The 18,401-nt window shown below is 68.5% G+C and carries 14 protein-coding genes and 1 tRNA gene; 10 read left to right on the top strand and 5 right to left on the bottom strand.

What is annotated here, in order from left to right:
• Nucleotides 1-45: 45 nt before the first annotated feature.
• On the bottom strand, nucleotides 46-528 hold the full coding sequence (locus ABDJ40_RS12235) for a fasciclin domain-containing protein (protein ID WP_347610045.1): 483 nt from the start codon (nucleotides 526-528) through the stop codon (nucleotides 46-48).
• 201 nt (nucleotides 529-729) lie between these two features.
• On the opposite strand from ABDJ40_RS12235, the gene pstS reads away from it, so the two are divergent.
• From pstS to phoR, 7 genes are all read left to right on the top strand, one after another.
• Entirely contained in the window at nucleotides 730-1,770 is a 1,041-nt protein-coding gene (gene pstS, locus ABDJ40_RS12230) for a phosphate ABC transporter substrate-binding protein PstS (RefSeq protein WP_347610043.1), read from the top strand.
• Between the two features lie 133 nt (nucleotides 1,771-1,903).
• Nucleotides 1,904-2,911: a phosphate ABC transporter permease subunit PstC gene (gene pstC / locus ABDJ40_RS12225; protein WP_347610041.1), complete on the top strand. Its 1,008-nt coding sequence runs from the start codon at nucleotides 1,904-1,906 to the stop codon at nucleotides 2,909-2,911.
• Nucleotides 2,908-3,783: a phosphate ABC transporter permease PstA gene (gene pstA / locus ABDJ40_RS12220; protein WP_269632756.1), complete on the top strand. Its 876-nt coding sequence runs from the start codon at nucleotides 2,908-2,910 to the stop codon at nucleotides 3,781-3,783. Before pstC ends, pstA begins: the two co-directional genes overlap by 4 nt.
• A 12-nt stretch (nucleotides 3,784-3,795) precedes the next feature.
• Complete coding sequence (pstB, locus tag ABDJ40_RS12215; protein ID WP_269632757.1) at nucleotides 3,796-4,581, top strand: phosphate ABC transporter ATP-binding protein PstB; 786 nt, start codon at nucleotides 3,796-3,798, stop codon at nucleotides 4,579-4,581.
• Nucleotides 4,582-4,679: 98 nt separating this feature from the next.
• Nucleotides 4,680-5,390, top strand: coding sequence for a phosphate signaling complex protein PhoU (phoU, locus tag ABDJ40_RS12210; RefSeq protein WP_269632758.1), 711 nt, complete (start codon nucleotides 4,680-4,682; stop codon nucleotides 5,388-5,390).
• A 25-nt stretch (nucleotides 5,391-5,415) separates the two neighbouring features.
• The gene (phoB, locus tag ABDJ40_RS12205) at nucleotides 5,416-6,117 is read left to right on the top strand and encodes a phosphate regulon transcriptional regulator PhoB (RefSeq protein ID WP_347610037.1); all 702 of its coding nucleotides are present in this window, start codon (nucleotides 5,416-5,418) and stop codon (nucleotides 6,115-6,117) included.
• A 61-nt stretch (nucleotides 6,118-6,178) separates the two neighbouring features.
• The gene (gene phoR, locus ABDJ40_RS12200; protein ID WP_347610035.1) at nucleotides 6,179-7,537 is read left to right on the top strand and encodes a phosphate regulon sensor histidine kinase PhoR; all 1,359 of its coding nucleotides are present in this window, start codon (nucleotides 6,179-6,181) and stop codon (nucleotides 7,535-7,537) included.
• A gap of 123 nt (nucleotides 7,538-7,660) precedes the next feature.
• On the opposite strand, the gene ABDJ40_RS12195 is transcribed toward phoR, so the two are convergent.
• From ABDJ40_RS12195 to trxA, 4 genes are all read right to left on the bottom strand, one after another.
• A complete protein-coding gene (locus ABDJ40_RS12195; RefSeq protein WP_347610033.1) occupies nucleotides 7,661-9,322 on the bottom strand; it encodes a hypothetical protein in 1,662 nt (553 codons plus the stop codon).
• Nucleotides 9,323-9,493: 171 nt separating this feature from the next.
• Complete coding sequence (locus ABDJ40_RS12190) at nucleotides 9,494-9,751, bottom strand: type B 50S ribosomal protein L31 (protein WP_269632762.1); 258 nt, start codon at nucleotides 9,749-9,751, stop codon at nucleotides 9,494-9,496.
• A 145-nt stretch (nucleotides 9,752-9,896) separates the two neighbouring features.
• Nucleotides 9,897-11,159, bottom strand: coding sequence for a transcription termination factor Rho (rho, locus tag ABDJ40_RS12185; RefSeq protein ID WP_269632763.1), 1,263 nt, complete (start codon nucleotides 11,157-11,159; stop codon nucleotides 9,897-9,899).
• Between the two features lie 223 nt (nucleotides 11,160-11,382).
• Complete coding sequence (gene trxA, locus ABDJ40_RS12180) at nucleotides 11,383-11,712, bottom strand: thioredoxin TrxA (RefSeq protein WP_269632764.1); 330 nt, start codon at nucleotides 11,710-11,712, stop codon at nucleotides 11,383-11,385.
• A gap of 188 nt (nucleotides 11,713-11,900) precedes the next feature.
• On the opposite strand from trxA, the gene ABDJ40_RS12175 reads away from it, so the two are divergent.
• The 3 genes from ABDJ40_RS12175 (at nucleotide 11,901) to ABDJ40_RS12165 (ending at nucleotide 18,114) form a co-directional block, all read left to right on the top strand.
• Nucleotides 11,901-14,567: a PD-(D/E)XK nuclease family protein gene (locus ABDJ40_RS12175; RefSeq protein ID WP_347610030.1), complete on the top strand. Its 2,667-nt coding sequence runs from the start codon at nucleotides 11,901-11,903 to the stop codon at nucleotides 14,565-14,567.
• Complete coding sequence (locus ABDJ40_RS12170; protein ID WP_347610028.1) at nucleotides 14,549-17,965, top strand: UvrD-helicase domain-containing protein; 3,417 nt, start codon at nucleotides 14,549-14,551, stop codon at nucleotides 17,963-17,965. The genes ABDJ40_RS12175 and ABDJ40_RS12170 overlap by 19 nt, the downstream gene beginning before the upstream one ends.
• Nucleotides 17,966-18,037: 72 nt before the next feature.
• Nucleotides 18,038-18,114 (top strand) — tRNA-Pro (locus tag ABDJ40_RS12165).
• The last annotated feature ends 287 nt before the right edge of the window (nucleotides 18,115-18,401 follow it).

Genomic DNA, 18,401 nt, shown 5'->3' with positions numbered 1-18,401 from the left:
GGTGCTTGGCATCAAGGCATGCCGGCCGAGGAGCCGGCGGCCGGCTTACTTCTTGGCCGGCAGCAGCACGCGGTCGATCACATGGACCACGCCATTGGTGGCGCCGATGTCGGCACGCTGGACCACGGCGTCCTCCACCGTCACGAACTCACCGGCGCGCGCCAGCGCCAGGGCGCTGCCCTGCAGGCTCTTGGGGCTGCTGTTCTTCACTTCGGCGGCCGGCAGCTTGCTGGCCAGCATGTGCAGGTGCAGGACGGCCTTGAGCTGTTCCTTGTCCTGGCTGAGCTTGTCCAGGGTGGCGGCGGGCAGGGCCTTGAAGGCCTCGTCGGACGGAGCGAACACGGTCAGCGGGCCGGCGGCGCGCAGCTCCTCGGTGAGACCGGCCTGCTCGACCAGCCGATTGAAGGTGCTCAGCTGGGGATCGCGGCCCAGGGTGTCGGCCAGCGGGGCCGGTGCCGGGGTCGTGGCGCAGGCCACCAGGCCGAAGAGGGTGGCGCTGAGCGCCAGGATGCGGGTCAGATGTGTCATGTCGGGTCTCCACCTTGGCTGTGAATGAGCAATGCCCGGCAGCGTAGGCAGGTGACATGACAGGGCGGTGAAGGCCGCATGACAATTCAGCTGCCCCGGTCAGCAGGGGGAGTGCGGCTGTCATTTGTGTCACGCACCCGTCACAGACCGGTCATAGCATTCCGTTTATCGCTCCACAACCCAAAACGCGATAGGACTGACATGACAAACAAGCTGATCCGCACCGGCCTCCTGATGACTGCATTCGCTGCCGCCTGCGGCCTGGCTCAGGCGCAGGACGTGACGGGCGCTGGCGCCTCCTTCCCGGCACCCGTGTATGCCAAGTGGGCCGACGCCTATCACAAGGCCAATGGCGCCCGCATCAACTACCAGTCGGTGGGCTCCGGTGCCGGCATCCGCCAGATCAAGGCCAAGACGGTGGACTTCGGTGCCTCCGACGCGCCGCTGAAGGACGACGAGCTGGCCAAGGACGGCCTGCTGCAGTTCCCCACCGTGATCGGTGGCGTGGTCCCCGTGGTCAACATCAAGGGCGTGACCCCGGGCCAGCTGAAGCTCACCGGCGCCGTGCTGGGTGACATCTACCTCGGCAAGATCAGCAAATGGAACGACGCAGCCATCACCGCGCTGAACCCCGGCGTGGCCCTGCCTGACGCCACCATCGCCCCGGTGCGCCGCGCCGATGGCTCCGGCACCAGTTTCCTCTTCACCAACTACCTCTCCAAGGTCAATGCCGAATGGAAGAGCAAGGTGGGCGAGGGCACGGCCGTGAACTGGCCGACGGGCACCGGCGGCAAGGGCAACGAGGGCGTGTCGGCCTTCGTGATGCGCCTGCCCAACTCCATCGGCTACGTGGAGTACGCCTACGCCAAGCAGAACAAGATGGCCTATGTGCAGCTGAAGAACCAGGCCGGCAACTATGTCTCGCCCAGCGATGACGCCTTCAAGGCCGCTGCCGCCGGCGCCGAGTGGAACAAGAGCTTCTACCAGGTGCTGACCGAGCAGGCCGGCAAAGACAGCTGGCCCATCACCGGCGCCACCTTCATCCTGATGCACAAGGTGCAGGACAAGCCCGCCGCCGCTGCCGCCAGCCTGAAGTTCTTCGACTGGGCCTACAGCCAGGGCGACAAGATGGCCGACGACCTCGACTACGTGCCGCTGCCCGCCTCCGTCAAGGACCTGATCCGCAAGCAGTGGGCGGACCAGATCAAGGACGCCGCCGGCAAGGCCATCAGCCACAAGTAAGCACCAGAGAAGCAGACGCCCATGCGACACAAGCCCCGACGCTGCTGCCCGGCGCCGGGGCTTGTGCGTATCGCCTGAACTGCTCAAGCACCGTATCGTGGAGGTTTCCATGGCTGCCGTACTGACTCCCCCTATGACCGACACCACCGACCGGGAACGCGCACAGAAGAAGGCGCTGCCCCAGGGCCAGCCGCCTGAGCGCCGCCGCACCCTGCCGTGGGCCGACGCGCTGTTCGCAGGCCTCGCACAAGGTGCCGCCTGGCTGACGCTGGCGCTGCTGGCTGGCATCCTGCTGTCCCTGCTGCTGGGCGCCATGCCGGCGATCCGCGAGTTCGGCCTGGGCTTCCTGATCAGCAAGGACTGGGATCCCGTGCAGGAGAAATTCGGCGGCCTGGTGATGATCTACGGCACGCTGATGACCTCCTTCATCGCGCTGCTGATCGCCGTGCCGGTGAGCTTCGGCATCGCGATCTTCCTGACCGAGCTGTCGCCCAGCTGGCTGCGCAGCCCTCTGGGCATCGCCGTGGAGCTGCTGGCCGCCGTGCCTTCCATCGTCTATGGCATGTGGGGCCTGCTGGTCTTCGGCCCCATCCTGTCGACCTTCGTGCAGCAGCCGCTGCAGAAGCTGTTCGACGGCGTGCCCTACCTCGGCGCGCTGTTCACCGGCCCGCCGGTGGGCATCGGCATCCTCTCGGCCGGCATCATTCTGGCCATCATGATCATCCCCTTCATCGCCTCGGTGATGCGCGACGTCTTCGAGGTCACGCCGCCCATGCTGAAGGAATCGGCCTACGGCCTGGGCGCCACGACCTGGGAAGTGGTGTGGAAGGTCGTGCTGCCCTTCACCAAGACCGGCGTGGTCGGCGGCGTGATGCTGGGCCTGGGCCGAGCCCTGGGCGAGACCATGGCCGTCACCTTCGTGATCGGCAACATGAACCAGCTGAACTCGCCCTCCATCTTCGAGGCCGCCAACAGCATCACCTCGGCCCTGGCCAACGAGTTTGCCGAAGCCGGCGAGGGCCTGCACCAGGCCTCGCTGATCTACCTGGGCCTGGTGCTGTTCTTCATCACCTTCGTGGTGCTGAGCTTCTCCAAGGTCCTGCTGAGCCGCCTGAAGAAGAGCGAAGGAGCCCGCGCATGAACACCTCCGTTGCTCCCGCGATGGACCCCCGGCGCCTGCGCCACCACGCGCGCCGCAAGCGCACCAATGCCATCGCCCTGACCCTGTCCCTGGCGGCCATGGCCTTCGGCGTGTTCTGGCTGATCTGGATTCTCTTCGAGACCGTCCGCCTGGGCCTGGGTGGCCTCAACTGGGCCACCTTCACCGAGATGACGCCGCCTCCGCAGGCGGAAGTCGGTGGCCTGGCCAATGCCATCTTCGGCTCCATCACCATGGTGGGCCTGGCCACGCTGCTGGGCACGCCCATCGGCATCATGGCCGGCGTCTACCTGGCCGAATACGGGCAGAAGACGCGGCTGGGATCCTCGGTCCGCTTCATCAACGACATCCTGCTCTCGGCGCCGTCCATCGTGATCGGCCTCTTCGTCTATGCGGTGGTGGTGTCGCGCATGAAGACCTTCTCGGGTCTGGCCGGCGTGCTGGCCCTGGCACTGATCGTGATCCCGGTGGTGATCCGCACGACCGAGAACATGCTGAGCCTGGTGCCCAACGCCCTGCGCGAGGCGGCCTATGCCCTGGGTACGCCCAAGTGGAAGGTGATCCTGTCGGTGACGCTGAAGTCGGCCCGCGCCGGCGTGATCACCGGCGTGCTGCTGGCCCTGGCCCGCATCTCCGGCGAGACCGCGCCCCTGCTGTTCACGGCGCTGTCCAACCAGTTCTGGACTTCGTCGCTGGGCGAGCCCATGGCCAGCCTGCCGGTCACCATCTTCAAGTTCGCGATGAGCCCCTACGAGAACTGGCAGAAGCTGGCCTGGGCGGGTGTCTTCCTCATCACGATGGGCGTGCTGGCGCTGAACATCCTGGCGCGCGTCCTGTTCAAGAAAAAGCACTGAAGCGAGAGACTCATGGATACCAAGGTCGATATGCCCGTGACGGAGCGTGCCAAGCTGTCGGTGCGCAACCTGAACTTCTATTACGGCAACTTCCACGCCCTCAAGAACATCAACCTGGACATCCCCGAGAAGAAGGTCACCGCCTTCATCGGCCCGTCCGGCTGCGGCAAGTCCACGCTGCTGCGCACGCTCAACCGCATGTTCGAGCTCTATCCCGAGCAGCGGGCGGAAGGCGAGATCCTGCTGGACGGCAGCGACATCCTCTCCAGCGGTGAGGACGTCTCCCTGATCCGCGCCAAGGTGGGCATGGTCTTCCAGAAGCCGACGCCGTTCCCCATGTCCATCTACGACAACATCGCCTTCGGCGTGCGGCTCTTCGAGACCCTGCCTCGGGTGGAGATGGACGAGCGCGTGGAATGGGCGTTGAAGAAGGCCGCGCTGTGGAACGAGGTCAAGGACAAGCTCAACCAGAGCGGTTCCGGCCTCTCCGGCGGTCAGCAGCAGCGCCTGTGCATCGCCCGCGGCATTGCCATCAAGCCTGAGGTGCTGCTGCTGGACGAGCCCTGCTCGGCCCTGGATCCCATCTCCACGGGCAAGATCGAGGAACTGATCCACGAGCTCAAGACCGATTACACGGTCGCCATCGTGACCCACAACATGCAGCAGGCGGCCCGCTGCTCGGACTACACGGCCTATATGTACCTGGGCGACCTGATCGAGTTCGGCCCCACCGCCGAGCTCTTCATGAAGCCCAAGCGCAAGGATACGGAGGACTACATCACCGGGCGCTTCGGCTGAAGCCGTGGCACCGTGGATGTTGGGGCGCAGGCGGGGCCTGCGCCGAGGAAAGCAAGGGCGGCCGGCCGTGAGGGCCGGCCGCCACAAGGAGCAAAAGAATGAGTGACAAGCATCTCTCCACCCAGTTCGATGCCGAGCTGAGTGGCATCTCCACGCGTGTGCTGGAGATGGGGGGGCTGGTCGAGGCGCAGGTGGCGCAGTCGGTCGAGGCCCTGATCAATTTCAGCGCCGACCTGGCCGGCACCGTGCTCAAGACCGAAGACCGGGTGAACGCCATGGAGGTCGAGATCGATCGCGACCTCTCCAGCATCATCGCCCGGCGCCAGCCCACGGCGCGGGACCTGCGCCTGCTGATCGCGGTGTCCAAGACCATCGCCAATCTGGAGCGCGTGGGCGACGAGGCCGCCCGCGTGGCCCGCACCGTGCAGCGACTGATCAACGAGGGCGTGTCCGGCCGCCTGCGCCTGCCCATGTCCGACCTCAGCTTCGAGGCCGAACTCGCCACCGCCCAGCTGCGCAAGGCCCTGGACGCCTTTGCCCGCCTGGATGTGGATCGTGCCCTGGAAGTGTTGAAGCAGGATGACGCCATCGACAAGGAGTTCGACGGCCTGATGCGCAAGCTGATCACCTACATGATGGAAGACCCGCGCACCATCTCGGCCTGCATCGACCTGATCTTCGTGGCCAAGGCCATCGAGCGGGTGGGCGACCATGCCAAGAACCTCGCCGAGGTGATCATCTACGTGGTGAAGGGCACGGACGTGCGTCACAACACGCCGGACGCCGTGGCCACCATGGTCAAGCCCTGACCCTCAACGACAAGGAGCACGAATCATGAGCCGCATTCTCGTTGTCGAGGACGAAGCCGCCATCGCCGAACTCATTTCCATCAACCTGCGCCATGCGGGCTTCGAGGTGACCCTGGCCGGCAGTGCCGACCAGGCCCAGTTCGAAGTGGACCGTGTGCTGCCTGATCTGGTGGTGCTGGACTGGATGCTGCCGGGCCAGTCGGGCATCGGCCTGGCCCGGATGTGGCGCTCTGCCGCACGCACCAAGGAGCTGCCCATCATCATGCTCACGGCCCGAGCGGAGGAGAGCGACAAGGTCTCCGGCCTGGACGCCGGCGCCGATGACTACCTCACCAAGCCCTTCTCGACCAACGAGCTGCTCGCCCGCATCCGCGCCGTGCTGCGTCGCAAGGCGCCCGAGGCCCTGGACTCGGTGGTTGAGGTCGGCCAGCTGAGCCTGGACCCCGGCACGCGGCGCGTCAGCCGCGATGGCGTCGAGGTGAAGCTGGGCCCGACCGAGTTCCGCCTGCTGCATTTCTTCATGACGCACCCGGAGCGCGTGCACAGCCGCTCACAGCTGCTGGACCGCGTGTGGGGCGACCATGTCTTCATCGAGGAACGCACGGTGGACGTGCACGTCAAGCGCCTGCGCGAGGCCCTGGAGAAGGTGCAGTGCCAGCGCATGATCGAGACGGTGCGCGGAGCGGGCTATCGCCTGACCCAGCAAGTGGCTGCCGTTTCCGCTTGATGGGGCCTCTCGGAACGAAGTCGCGAAATGACCCGTGCCGGGTCAAGTTGCAGGAAGTGAAATGACCTGGATGTTGCCTCGCGTCGTACTGGCGGCGCTGGCGGTTCTGCTGGGGGCAGGTCTTGCCTGGCTGCTGGGCCGCTGGTGGCCTCAATTGCCCTGGCTGCCCCCGCTGACGGGCTCGCTGATCGGCGTGGCCGCGCTGTTCACGGTGGACTCGCTGCGTGCGCACCGCCTCATGCAGTGGCTGCGGGGCGCGCTGGCTGGCTCGGCGCCGCGTGATCGCGGGCTGTGGGGCGAGCTTGCCTACCGTGTGGAGCGCGCCGTGCGCGACCGTGACCGTGCCATCGAGCGCGAGCGTCAGGAATTGCTGCAGTTCCTGTCCGCCATCGAGGCCTCGCCCAATGGCGTGCTGATGCTGGATGCGGAGGACCACATCCGCTGGTGCAACCGCGTCGCGGCCGATCACTTCTCGCTGGACCCGCAACGTGACCGCGACCAGCGCGTGACCAATCTCGTGCGCTTCCCGGCCTTCGTGGCCCTGCTGCAGTCAGGGGACTACAGCCAGCCGCTGGTGCTCCCGCACGTGCGCGGTCGGCTGACCCTGGCCGTGGTGGTCCGGGCCTATGGGGAGGGCATGCGCCTGGTGCTGACGCAGGACATCACCGAGCGTGAGCGCGCCGAAGCGATGCGGCGCGACTTCGTGGCCAATGTCTCGCACGAGATCCGCACGCCCCTGACGGTGCTGGCGGGCTTCATCGAGACCATGGCCTCCCTGCCGCTGACCGAGCCGGAGCGCAAGCGCGTGCTGAGCCTCATGAACCAGCAGACGCAGCGCATGCAGTCCCTGGTGAGCGATCTGCTGACCCTCGCGCAGCTGGAAGGCAGCCCGCGGCCGGATGCGGACCGCTGGCTGGGCGTCCAGGCCCTGCTGCAGCGTGTGCTGAGCGATGCCTCGGCTCTGTCCAAAGGCCGCCATGAACTGGTGCTGGAGAGCGGGCCGTCGGCCGAGCTGGCTGGCGTGGAGGCGGAATTGCTCAGCGCAGTCGCCAACCTGGCCAACAACGCCGTGCGCTACACGCCGGACGGCGGACGCATCGAGCTGAGCTTCGGTCTGCTGGCCGATGGCTCGGGCGAAATCTGCGTGCGCGACACCGGCCCCGGCATTGCCCGCGAGCACTTGCCGCGCCTGACTGAACGCTTCTACCGTGTCGACGGCAGCCGCAACCGCGACACCGGCGGCACAGGGCTGGGCCTCTCCATCGTCAAGCACGTGGCCCAGCGCCATGGCGGCGAGCTGAAGATCGACAGCGAGGTGGGCAAGGGCTCGCGCTTCCGTGTGGCCCTGCCAGCGGCCCGGGTGCGCTCGGTGGAGGTGCTGGGCGTCGAGGCCGCGCGAGTGCCCGAGGGCAGCCTCTGAGCGGCCCCTGAAGGCACTTCCATCTGTGGTCCCGTCTGTCTTGAACGCGGGGGGACGAGGAGGGCGGGCCGCCAGCCAGCCAGCCAGCCAGCCAGCCAGCCCTCGCGGCTGGGCTCGAGGCGCTCAGCGTGCCTCGCGCTGGTACAGGCGGTAGGACAGGTTCCGATCGGTTGGCCGCTTGACCGTCGCGAGCAGTTGCCATCCCGGAGTGGGCGCCGAGGCATTGGCGTCATCCGACTGGACCAGCAGCAGCCGGCATGAGGTGTCGGCGGCGCTGCGCAGGGCGTCAACCTTCCAGTGCCCGTGGACTTCCAGGGCCGCCACCAGCGACAGCGCCTGGCCCGGCGTGGCCAGGCAGGTCGTGTCCGCGGGCATGACGCGGGCCAGTCGCTCGACCAGCGGCCGGTGGCTGCGTGCATAGTCCAGCACCGGCAGCCACAGGGTCATGGCCAGCAGCCAGGCCAGGGCCACGCCGCCCGAGGGCAGCACCATGCTCTTCCACAGCGCATGCCGGTGGCGCGCGGTGCGCCAGCGCAGCAGTCCCAGCCAAGCCGCCGTGCCCAGGACCGCGAACAGCAGCGCCAGCGGGTGGAAGCTGGGCTCGAAGCCCTTGGCCAGGTTGCGCACATTGGCCAGTGGCTGGGCCGGCCAGCCCGTCTGCATGGACAGGTAGTAGAGCCAGATGAACAGCGCGATGGCGCTGAAGAAGAACATCGAGAACCAGTCCAGCATGGCACTCATGCTGCGACTGAAGGTCGGCAGTGCGAAGCTCGCCAGCACGGCCAGCGCGGGCAGGCCCAGCATCAGGGCGCGGTCCGAACCGCCCATGGCCAGGCAGCTGAGCAGCGAGACCATGACGGCCAGCAGGGGCACGCTGACATGGCGGCGCTGCAGGTAGGCGCGCCAGCGCCACAGCGTCCACAGCGCCAGCGGCCAGACCGGCCAGGCGAACCACAGCAGCAGGGTCCCGACACGCAGGGGGAAGTCAGCCCCGGGCAGGGCCTGCAGTCGCCAGGCCCAGCTGCCCAGCGCCCAGGCCAGCAGGGCCGACAGCGCGGTGGCCGCGACGACCCACAGCATGCTGGCCCGTACCGGCTCATAGGCCGAGCGCCAGCAGATCAAGGCGCCACCCAGCCCCAGCATCAGGGCGACGGCCGGTGCGGCGGAGGCCGCGAGGATGGGCAGGGCCAGCAGCAGGGCCAGGCGGGCCTTCAGGGCGCGGAAGGGCGCCGCTGCCATGCCGTACACGAACAGGGCCATGCCCAGCAGCTGCAGCAACTCCGGCGTGGTTTCATGGCCCAGCAGCAGCAGCCCCAGCGAGGCCACCAGGGCCAGCAGGGCACCGTCTGCCAGGGCGCGGGCGTAGTCCACCGCCTGCGCCTCGCCTCCGAAGGCAAAGGCCACCGGCTGGGCGGCTTCCGTGCGGGCGAAATGGAAGCTGCTGTACCAGACCAGGGCGATCACCCCGACCAGGATCAGCGCGAAGGGGATGCGCGCCGCCACGGCGGGATCCAGGAAGGGCAGCAGCTTGATGAAGAGGGCGCCGACCCAGTAGGGCAGCAGGCCGCCGTCCGTGGTGATGCCGCCCAGCTCGGGATGATGCCAGGGGCTCAGTCCGGCGGCGATCTTGGCCATGAAGCCGTAGGCCGTGAGGTCGGCGTTGCGCCAGGGGTCGCGGCCGAAGACGCCAGGGATCACATAGGCCGCACAGAAGAGCAGCAGGGCCAGTCGGGGCAGGCGTTGGGCGCCGCGTTCGGCAACGATGGCGGGGGTGGCTTGGTTCACGCAGGCGGCAGAGGGCTTGAAGGCCGCATCATGCCCCAATTACGGGCAGACGCTGGGCCGGTGGCATGCGGCGTCCTACGCCAGGCGCATGCAGGGGGACGTGGACATGAAAAAAGGCAGCCGGGGCTGCCTTTTCTGTGGGGCTCGACGCTCGAAGCGCGGCCGCGGGGCTTACTTCTTGAGGCCGACGCGAGCGAACTTGTTGCGGAACTTCTCGACGCGACCGCCCAGGTTGTCGACGCTCTTCTGAGTGCCGGTGTAGAAGGGGTGCGATTCGCTGGTGGTTTCCAGCTTGACCAGCGGGAAATCCTTGCCGTCGACGGTGATGGTTTCCTTGGTCTGGACGGTCGAACGCGTCACGAACTGGAAGCCGTTGGACTGGTCCACGAACACCACGTCGCGGTAGTTGGGGTGAATGCCTTCTTTCATGGGAAACCTCTCGCCGTAGCTGTTTCAGTGCCGGGAGCCACGTCACACCATGTGACGCACTTTCTGGCGGCGGAAAAACGTTGATTATAGCCACAAATGAAAACGCCGCCTACCCGGTGCGGGAGGCGGCGCTGCGAGGCCAGATTTACCCGCCTCTTCGCATCATGTCGAAGAAGTCGTGGTTGTTCTTGCTGGCCTTCATCTTGTCGAGGATGAACTCCATCGCCTCGATCTCGTCCATGTTGTAGAGCAGCTTGCGCAGGATCCAGCTCTTTTGCAGGATCTCGGGCTTGAGCAGCAGCTCCTCGCGGCGGGTGCCGGACTTGTTGATCAGGATCGAGGGATAGACACGCTTCTCGGCCATGCGGCGATCCAGGTGGATTTCGCAGTTGCCGGTGCCCTTGAACTCTTCGTAGATCACTTCGTCCATGCGCGAGCCGGTATCGATCAGCGCGGTGCCGATGATGGTCAGCGAGCCGCCTTCCTCGACATTGCGGGCCGCACCGAAGAAGCGCTTGGGACGCTGCAGGGCGTTGGCGTCCACGCCGCCGGTCAGCACCTTGCCGGAGGAGGGCAGGACGTTGTTGTAGGCGCGGGCCAGCCGGGTGATGGAGTCCAGCAGGATCACCACGTCCTTCTTGAGCTCTACCAGGCGCTTGGCGCGCTCGATCACCATTTCGGCGACCTGCACGTGGCGGGCGGCGGGTTCGTCGAAGGTGGAGGAGATCACCTCGCCGCGGACGGTGCGCAGCATTTCGGTCACTTCCTCAGGGCGCTCGTCCACCAGCAGCACGATGAGGTGCGCTTCCGGATGATTGGCCGTGATGGCGTGTGCCAGCTGCTGCATCATCATCGTCTTGCCGGTCTTGGGCTGGGCCACCAGCAGGGCGCGCTGGCCTTTACCGATGGGCGCGATGAGGTCGATGATGCGGCCGGTGATGTTCTCGTCGCTCTTGATGTCGCGCTCGAGCTTGAACTGCTCCTTGGGGAACAAGGGCGTCAGGTTCTCGAACATGATCTTGTGCTTGCTCTCCTCGGGGGTGAGCCCGTTCACGCGGTCGACCTTGACCAGCGCGAAGTAGCGTTCACCGTCCTTGGGGACGCGCACTTCGCCTTCGATCATGTCTCCGGTGTGGAGATTGAAGCGGCGGATCTGGCTCGGGGAGAGGTAGATGTCGTCGGTGGACGCCATGTAGCTGGTGTCCGGCGAACGCAGGAAGCCGAAGCCGTCAGGCAGGACTTCGAGGACGCCGTCGCCGAAGACTTGCTCGCCGGCTTTGGCGCGCTTCTTCATGATCGCGAACATCAGCTCCTGCTTGCGCATGCGGGCGACGTTGTCGATCTCCAGCTCCTCACCCATCTTGATGAGGGCGGAAACGTGAAGCGCTTTCAGTTCAGAAAGATGCATGGGGAAACCCGGTTGGGTCGTCCAGGGTCTGCCAGAAACCCGGGACAGGATCTTCGGTCGCCATCGCCATCGCCACAGCCGCCCATGCGCAGCGCATCAGGGCAGTCAATACAAAACAGAAAGGGGCGGGAGCTTGGGCGCCGAGTCCATGCCCCGAAGCCGGTCCGGCTGGGGCATGTTGGCCATTCAAGCCCGGCCGAGTGGGGCCGGGCATGTGGGGAGATTATAGGTTGGCGTCGAGGAAGGACGTCAACTGGGCCTTGGAGAGGGCGCCGACCTTGGTGGCGGCCAGCTGACCGTCCTTGAAGAGCATGAGGGTCGGGATGCCGCGGATGCCGAACTTGGCGGGCACTTCACGGTTCTCGTCCACGTTCATCTTGGTGACCTGCAGGCGGCTGCCGTAATCCTTGGCCACTTCGTCCAGGATGGGGGCAATCATCTTGCAGGGGCCGCACCATTCGGCCCAGTAGTCCACCAGCACGGGCGTGGCGGATTGGAGGACATCGGCGTCGAATGACGCGTCGGAGATGTGTTTGATCAGTTCGCTGCTCATGGATGAGTCCTTGGACAGGCTGCACGCAGCCGGGGCCCGAGTCACTGTCTTGCGAGCCCGCCAGGGGGCAGGACTCAGGGCACAATGATTCTGACACAAGAGCCAAGGGCCCGAACTGATTGGGGTTCATGGCTGGCGAACTGGCGCTTGCCGGGCGCCGGGGATGTCGGGACGGAGCCTTGCACGGCGTGACTGCAGAACAACAGATCGAGACGCAACACCTGCCCCTGGGCCTCGGCGACGGCGCCCGGCCCTTCTGGGACGCGGCCGTCCAGCGCATGGCCGCCTGGATGCAGGCGCGCGGCGTGCAGAGCCGGGATGCCGTCGTCCTGCTGCCCTTTGCCCAGCACCTGGCCTCGGCGCGGCGGGCCTGGCGCAGCACGGGGCTCTGGCAGCCTCGCATGGAAACCACGCACAGCCTGGCCTCCGCCCTGGGGCCCAGCCCGCTCTCGCAAGGACTGCAGATCAGCTTCGATGCCGCCATCGACGTGCTCAACGCACGCCAGCTGCTGGCCGGCCAGAGTTGGGCCGAGGCGCTGTGCGAGCAGGACCCCCGGGCCTGGCGACTGGCCCTGCAGCATCTCGTGGAGGCCGCGCAAGCCCTGGCGCGCCACGCCCAGGCCCTGGGGCCGCAAGGTCGGCAGGCCTTTTGGCCGCATGCCCGCCAGGCCCTGCAGCAGGGCGGGCCGGCTGACCTGGAACGGGCCCTGGCCCTGGTGGCGCTCGAGTGGGCCGCCAGCGACAGCCGCGTGCCGGCGACAGACGCCCTCTTCAGCCTGCGCCCCAGCGCCTGGGTGCTGATGCGCGCCGGCGGTGTCGACCCACTGAGCGACGCCCTGCTGGCGGATGCCGCCGCCCAGGGCATCCCCTGCCTGCTGCTGGATGCCGACTGCGTGCTGGAGCAACTGGCGCTGGATCCTCCCCCGGCCCGCCTGCAGGAGGCCCGCTGCGAGGACCCCGAATCGCTGGCCCAGTGCACGGCTGCCACGGTGCTGGAGCACATCCGGCGGCAGGAGCTGCCCGTGGCCCTGATCGCCCAGGACCGGGTGCTCGTGCGGCGCGTGCGTGCCCTGCTGGAGCGGCAGTCCGTGCGCCTGGGCGACGAAACCGGCTGGACCCTGGCGACCACCCCCGAGGCCGCCCAGCTGATGGCGCTGCTGCGCGCGGCTCAGCCGCGGGCCAGTGTCGACGAGCTGCTGCAGTGGCTCAAGAGCGATCTGGCCCGCGACCTGCGTGAACGCCAGGCTGCCGACGCCGTCGACCAGCTCGAGTCCCAATGCCGCCGCCTGGGCTGGGTGCAGGCCGGTGCGGTTCAGCTCGCGCACCTGAAGGGCTCAGCGGCCTTCCTGTGGCAGGACGCGCAGGAGCAGATCGCCCTCTTGCGCGCGGGCCCGGCGCTGCGCAGCCTGGAGACCTGGCTCAAGCAGCTTCGTCTCTTGCTGGAGCGCCTGGGGGGCCTGGCCTGGCTGGGCGAGCAGGCCGCGGGGCGTCAGCTGCTGCTGGCCCTGTGGCTGCAGCGCGAGCCCTGGCCTGATTCGGCACATCAGCTCGCCCTGCAGAGCACGCTGCTGGGCAGCGCCGACTTCGTCCAATGGGTCAACGAGACCCTGGAGGCCCAGCAGTTCGTGCCCGAGCTGCCTACGGACCTGCAAGTGCTGGTCACGCCCCTGGCCCGGGCCATGCTGCGCCCCTTTGCCGCCATCGTGCTGCCGGGGGCCGATGCCCAGACCCTGGGCCAGGTGGCGGCAGGCCCCGTGCTGCTGCCCGAGGCCCTGGCGCGCCAGCTGGGCCTGCCGGACCAGGCCGGGCGGCGAGCCCAGCTGGCGGCGGGTTTCGTGCAGCTGCTGCGCGCCCCCCATCTGACCCTGCTTCGATGCGACCGGGCCGGTAGCGAGCCCCTGGCGCGCAGCCCCTTGCTGGAGCGCCTGGAGGCCGCCCGGGAGCAGGCCGGTGCCGGGGCGATTCCTGCGTGGCAGGACCCCCGGCCGCAGCGCGCCCTGACGGCCCGGCCCATGCACATGGCCCAGGCGAATGCGCCGGGCCAGCTGCCGCGCGCCCTCAGCGCCAGCGCGCTGGACGCCCTGCGCAACTGCCCCTACCAGTTCTTCGGCCTGCAGCTGCTGGGCCTGCGCGAGGATGAGGAGCTCACCGAGGAGCTGGACAAGCGCGACTACGGCAACTGGCTGCACGCCGTGCTTCACCGCTTCCACGAGCAGCGCAAGGCGCAGCCCGGCAGCGACGCTGCGCAGGCCCTGGCGGACGCCGCCGAGCAGGAGCGCCAGCGCATGGGGCTGTCCGAGGCCGAGTTCCTGCCCTATCTGGCCAGCTTTCGTCGCCTGCTGCCGCGCTACCTGGCGTGGCTGCAGGCGCACGAGTCGGCCGGCTGGCACTACGAGGCCGGCGAGCAGTCCCGGCACTGCCAGCCCTGGACGCATCCGGCCCTGCGCGAGCTGCGCCTGCAGGGTCGCCTGGACCGTCTGGACGACCAGCCCGGGCGCCGTCTGCTGCTGGACTACAAGACCGGTTCCACCGAGTCCATCAAGGACAAGCTCAAGCGCCCGCTCGAGGACACCCAGCTGGCCGTCTACGCCTTGCTGAGCGCCGAGGAGGCTGCCCAGGCTGGCGCGGCGCTGGAGGCCGCCTACCTGATGCTGGACGACAGCAAGGGCCTGCAGCTGCTGCCGCATCCCGAGGTGCAGCACAGCGCTGAGCTGGCGCGCCAGGGCCTGGAGCAGGACCTGGCGGCCGTGCAGGCCGGCGCGGCCCTGCCTGCCCTGGGCGAAGGCCGGGCCTGCGCGCTGTGCCCCGTGCGCGGCCTGTGCCGCAAGGATGACTGGTGGGAGGGGACTCTCTGATGGCGGCGCCCCAGGCGAATGCGGCCTACACGGTCGATGCGCGCGTCGTGCCGCGCGAGCGCTTCTATCAGGTGGCCTGCGACCCGCGGCGCAGCGTGGTCGTGGAAGCCTGTGCCGGCGCAGGCAAGACCTGGATGCTGGTGTCGCGCATCCTGCGGGCCCTGCTGGACGGCGCCGAGCCCCAGCAGATCGTGGCCATCACCTTCACCCGCAAGGCCGCTGGTGAAATGCGCCAGCGCCTGGCGGAGTGGCTCTCCGAGTTCGCCCGGGCAGACCATGCCGGGCGCTGCGAAGCCCTGATCCAGCGCGGCATGGCCGAGGACGAGGCCCAGCGCGCCGCACCGCTGCTGCAGGGTCTGCAGCAGCGCCTGCTGGAGGGCGGGCGGCCGGTGGAGATCCGCACCTTCCATGCCTGGTTCTCCCAGCTGCTGCGAGCCGCGCCCATGGCCTTGCTGCAGCAGCTCGGCATCGCGCCAGAGCTGCAGCTGCTGGAGGATGAGAGCGAGCTGATGCCCGAGGTCTGGCGCGGCTTCCATGCCCGCCTGCTGGCCGACGCGCCGCTGCTGGCCGACTACCAGGCGCTGGTCGACGACTGCGGTCGCAGCAAGGTCCTTCGATGGCTGGAGGCCGGCTTCGGCAAGCGCGTGGAACTGCGCCTGGCCCAGGCTCAGGGCGTGCTGATGGGTAGCGTTGAGGGGGCGGCCTCGGTGTCGGCGCGCTTCGCCGGGGCGGACCCGCTGGACTGCATCGAGGCGATGCGCCCGCAGTGGCAAGACCTGGCCCTCGAGCTGGGCCAGGGCCGCAACGAGACCATGCGCAAGGCGGCCACCGCCATCGAGCAGGCCCTCAGTGATCAACTGCCGCCGGCCGCCCTGTTCGAGGTGCTGCGTGGCAAGTTGCTGACCAAGTCCGGGACGCCCGTGAAGGCCCTGGCCACCAGCCCTCTGGCGGCGGCGTTGGCGGACGACATTGCCCTGGTCCAGCGCGGCCTTGACCAGCAGGAGGCCCAGGTGCTGCACCAGCGGCTGGCGCGGCTGAGCCTGGTGCTGGTCGACAGCTTCGATCAGATCAAGAAGACCCGGGGTCTGGTCGACATGAACGACCTGGAGCGCGGCGCGCTGGCCGTGCTGGGTGATGCCGCGCTGGCCGGCTGGGTGCAGGAGCGCCTGGACACCCAGCTGCGCCATCTGCTCATCGACGAGTTCCAGGACACCAGCCCCCTGCAGTGGCAGGCGCTCCATGCCTGGCTCTCGTCCTACAGCGGGGCAGGGGGTGGGGGCAGCGGGCAGCGTCCGCTGTCGGTCTTCATCGTGGGCGACCCCAAGCAGAGCATCTACCGCTTCCGGCGCGCCGAGCCGCGCGTGTTCGCCGCCGCGCGCGACTTCCTCCAGCAAGGCCTCGATGCGGCCGTGCTGGCCTGCGACCACACGCGCCGCAATGCGCCGCAGGTGCTGGCGGCCGTCAACGCAGCCCTCCTGCAGGCCCAGGGCCTGGGCGAGTACCAGGACTTCCGGGCTCACACCACGGAGTCCGGCGGCGTCGATGCCCTCGCCGGCGTGTGCCGCCTGGACGCCGAGCCTGAAGCCGATCCGGCGGCCGCGGCTCCAGCGGGCGAGGCCGATGGCTCCGCTGACGACGAGGCCGCGCTGGCCTGGCGCCCCAGCCTCAGCGAGGCCCGCCATGAGCCCGAGCTGCAACGCCGTGCGGGGGAGGCCCAGCGCATCGCCCGGGCCCTGGGCGAGCTGCTGGCCGCTGGTGGCCTGCAGCCGGGCGACATCTTCGTGCTGGCGCGCAAGCGCGAGGCCCTGCGTGTGCTGGCCCAGGCGCTCAAGGCGCAGGGCATTGCGCATGTGGCGCCGGAGGAGCTGGCGCTTCTTGACTCGCCCGATGTGCGCGACGTGCTGGCGCTGCTGGACGCCCTGGCCTCGCCCTCGCACGACCTGTCCCTGGCCCATGCCCTGCGCAGCCCGCTGTTTGGCGTCAGCGAGGCGGCCTTGCTGCAGCTGTCCCTGGCGGCCCGCACGGTGCGGCGCCTCGGGGCTGCGGATGCCGACGAAGCCGGCGCGTCGCGCTGCACCTTCTGGCAGGCCCTGATTCAGTCGGACGAGTCCGCGCTGGAACCGGCCCTCCAGCGTGCCCGCGGCCTGCTGGCGTCCTGGGCGGCGAGCCTGCAGCAGAGCACGCCCCAGGAGCTGCTGGACCGCATCTTTGCCGAAGGCGACCTGCTCGCGCGCGTGGCCCAGTGCGTGCCCCCCAGCGAGCGCCGCAGCCGCCTGCATGCGCTGCAGTCCCTGCTGGGCCTGGCCCTGGACCTGGACGGCGGGCGCTATGCCACCGTCTACGGTTTTGTGCGTGCGTTGCGGCAGCGGGCGCTGAGCCTGCCGGCCCATGGCGAAGCCGACGCCGTGCAGCTGCTCACCGTGCATGGCGCCAAGGGGCTGGAGGCGCGGGTCGTGGTGCTGATGGATTGCGATGCCGCGCCAGCCCGGGCCGATCACGCCACCCTGCTGGTCGACTGGCCGGTGGACCTGCCCGGCCCCCGGCGCGTGGCCTTCATCGCCTCGGAGAGCAGCCCGCCGCCAGCGCTGGAGCCGCTGATGCGCTTCGAGCAGGGCGAGCGCCAGCGCGAGGAACTCAATGCGCTGTACGTGGCCATGACCCGTGCCAAATCACGGCTGGTGATCAGCCGCAGCGTTTCGGCGCGGGGCGGTGGGGCGGGCAGCTGGTGGCAGCGGTTGCAGGCGCTCGCCGAGCCCTGGCAGCCGGCCGCCGGCGCGCAGCTGGCGCCTGCCGGCCACGATTTCAGTCTGCTGGAGCTCCCCTTGCTGCCCGAAGTGCCTCCGAAGGTGCAAGCCCTGGGACAAGACCTGGGACAAGACCTGGCACCAGCCGAACCCGCCGAGCTGGTGGTGCGCACGACAGAGCTGGACGAGATGGCCGCGCTGGGCGAGGCCATGCACCGCGTGCTGGAATGGGCCAGTGGCCCGCAGGGGCAGGGCGGGGCGCTGGAGCCGTTGCTGGGCGCTGCGGCCCAGATGTACGGCCTGGACGCTCGGCGCAGCGAACGTCTGGAGCGCAGTGTGCGGGCCATCCTGGCCAGCCCTGACTGCGCGCCCTTCTTCGACGCCGCCCAGCTGCAGTGGGCCGGCAACGAGGTCCCGATCAGCCATGAGGGTCAGGACTTGCGCCTGGACCGCCTGGTGCTGCGCCGCCCGGCGCCTGGCGAGCAGGCCCAGTGGTGGGTGCTGGACTACAAGCTGCACGAGGCACCGCAGCGTCAGCCCGAGTACGTGCAGCAGCTGCAGCAGTACCGCGCCGCGGTGCAGGCCCTGCAGCCCGGCGAGTCGGTTCGCATCGCCTTCATCACCGGGCAGGGGCGGTTGGTGGAGCTGGCATGAGCAGCGCAGCGTGATCGTGAAGCGCTTTTTTCCGGAAAACATAAATTCCCGGGTTAGAATGCAAGGCTTCGTCGGGGCGTAGCGCAGCCTGGTAGCGCATCTGCTTTGGGAGCAGAGGGTCGCGAGTTCGAATCCCGCCGCCCCGACCATTGAATCTGCTGCATGTTCCATGCATGCCCGCAAACCCGCCCCGGCCCCGCCGCGGCGGGTTTTTGCTTTTTGAGGAACGCCGGCCAGGCCCTTTCTTTCGGGACTTGGCCTGGGTCAACAAGCGGACTGCTTCCAGGCCTTCCCGCCGTTTCCAGGGCCGGCCCCTACTGGACAACCCCCTGGTTGCGGCGCGAAGGCGGCTGACACAATCCGCGCACCTTTGCGGCTGGGCGCCACGAGCGCCTGCAGCTGCTCAGTCGGCTTGCCGACGTCCATCATCAAGAAC

Origin of the sequence: Roseateles flavus, assembly GCF_039872765.1 — a bacterium.
Classification (GTDB): Bacteria; Pseudomonadota; Gammaproteobacteria; order Burkholderiales; family Burkholderiaceae_C; genus Roseateles_B; species Roseateles_B flavus.
The sequence above is the reverse complement of the archived record's forward strand: the minus strand, read 5'-3'. Positions and strand labels throughout refer to the sequence as shown.

Bases quoted from the DNA above. Each gene is read 5' to 3' on its own strand.
- phoR (WP_347610035.1), top strand. From the start codon at position 6,179: ATGACCTGGATGTTGCCTCGCGTCGTACTGGCGGCGCTGGCGGTTCTG.
- phoB (WP_347610037.1), top strand. From the start codon at position 5,416: ATGAGCCGCATTCTCGTTGTCGAGGACGAAGCCGCCATCGCCGAACTC.
- pstC (WP_347610041.1), top strand. From the start codon at position 1,904: ATGACCGACACCACCGACCGGGAACGCGCACAGAAGAAGGCGCTGCCC.
- pstB (WP_269632757.1), top strand. From the start codon at position 3,796: ATGGATACCAAGGTCGATATGCCCGTGACGGAGCGTGCCAAGCTGTCG.
- pstS (WP_347610043.1), top strand. From the start codon at position 730: ATGACAAACAAGCTGATCCGCACCGGCCTCCTGATGACTGCATTCGCT.
- phoU (WP_269632758.1), top strand. From the start codon at position 4,680: ATGAGTGACAAGCATCTCTCCACCCAGTTCGATGCCGAGCTGAGTGGC.
- ABDJ40_RS12190 (WP_269632762.1), bottom strand. From the start codon at position 9,751: ATGAAAGAAGGCATTCACCCCAACTACCGCGACGTGGTGTTCGTGGAC.
- ABDJ40_RS12235 (WP_347610045.1), bottom strand. From the start codon at position 528: ATGACACATCTGACCCGCATCCTGGCGCTCAGCGCCACCCTCTTCGGC.
- pstA (WP_269632756.1), top strand. From the start codon at position 2,908: ATGAACACCTCCGTTGCTCCCGCGATGGACCCCCGGCGCCTGCGCCAC.
- trxA (WP_269632764.1), bottom strand. From the start codon at position 11,712: ATGAGCAGCGAACTGATCAAACACATCTCCGACGCGTCATTCGACGCC.
- rho (WP_269632763.1), bottom strand. From the start codon at position 11,159: ATGCATCTTTCTGAACTGAAAGCGCTTCACGTTTCCGCCCTCATCAAG.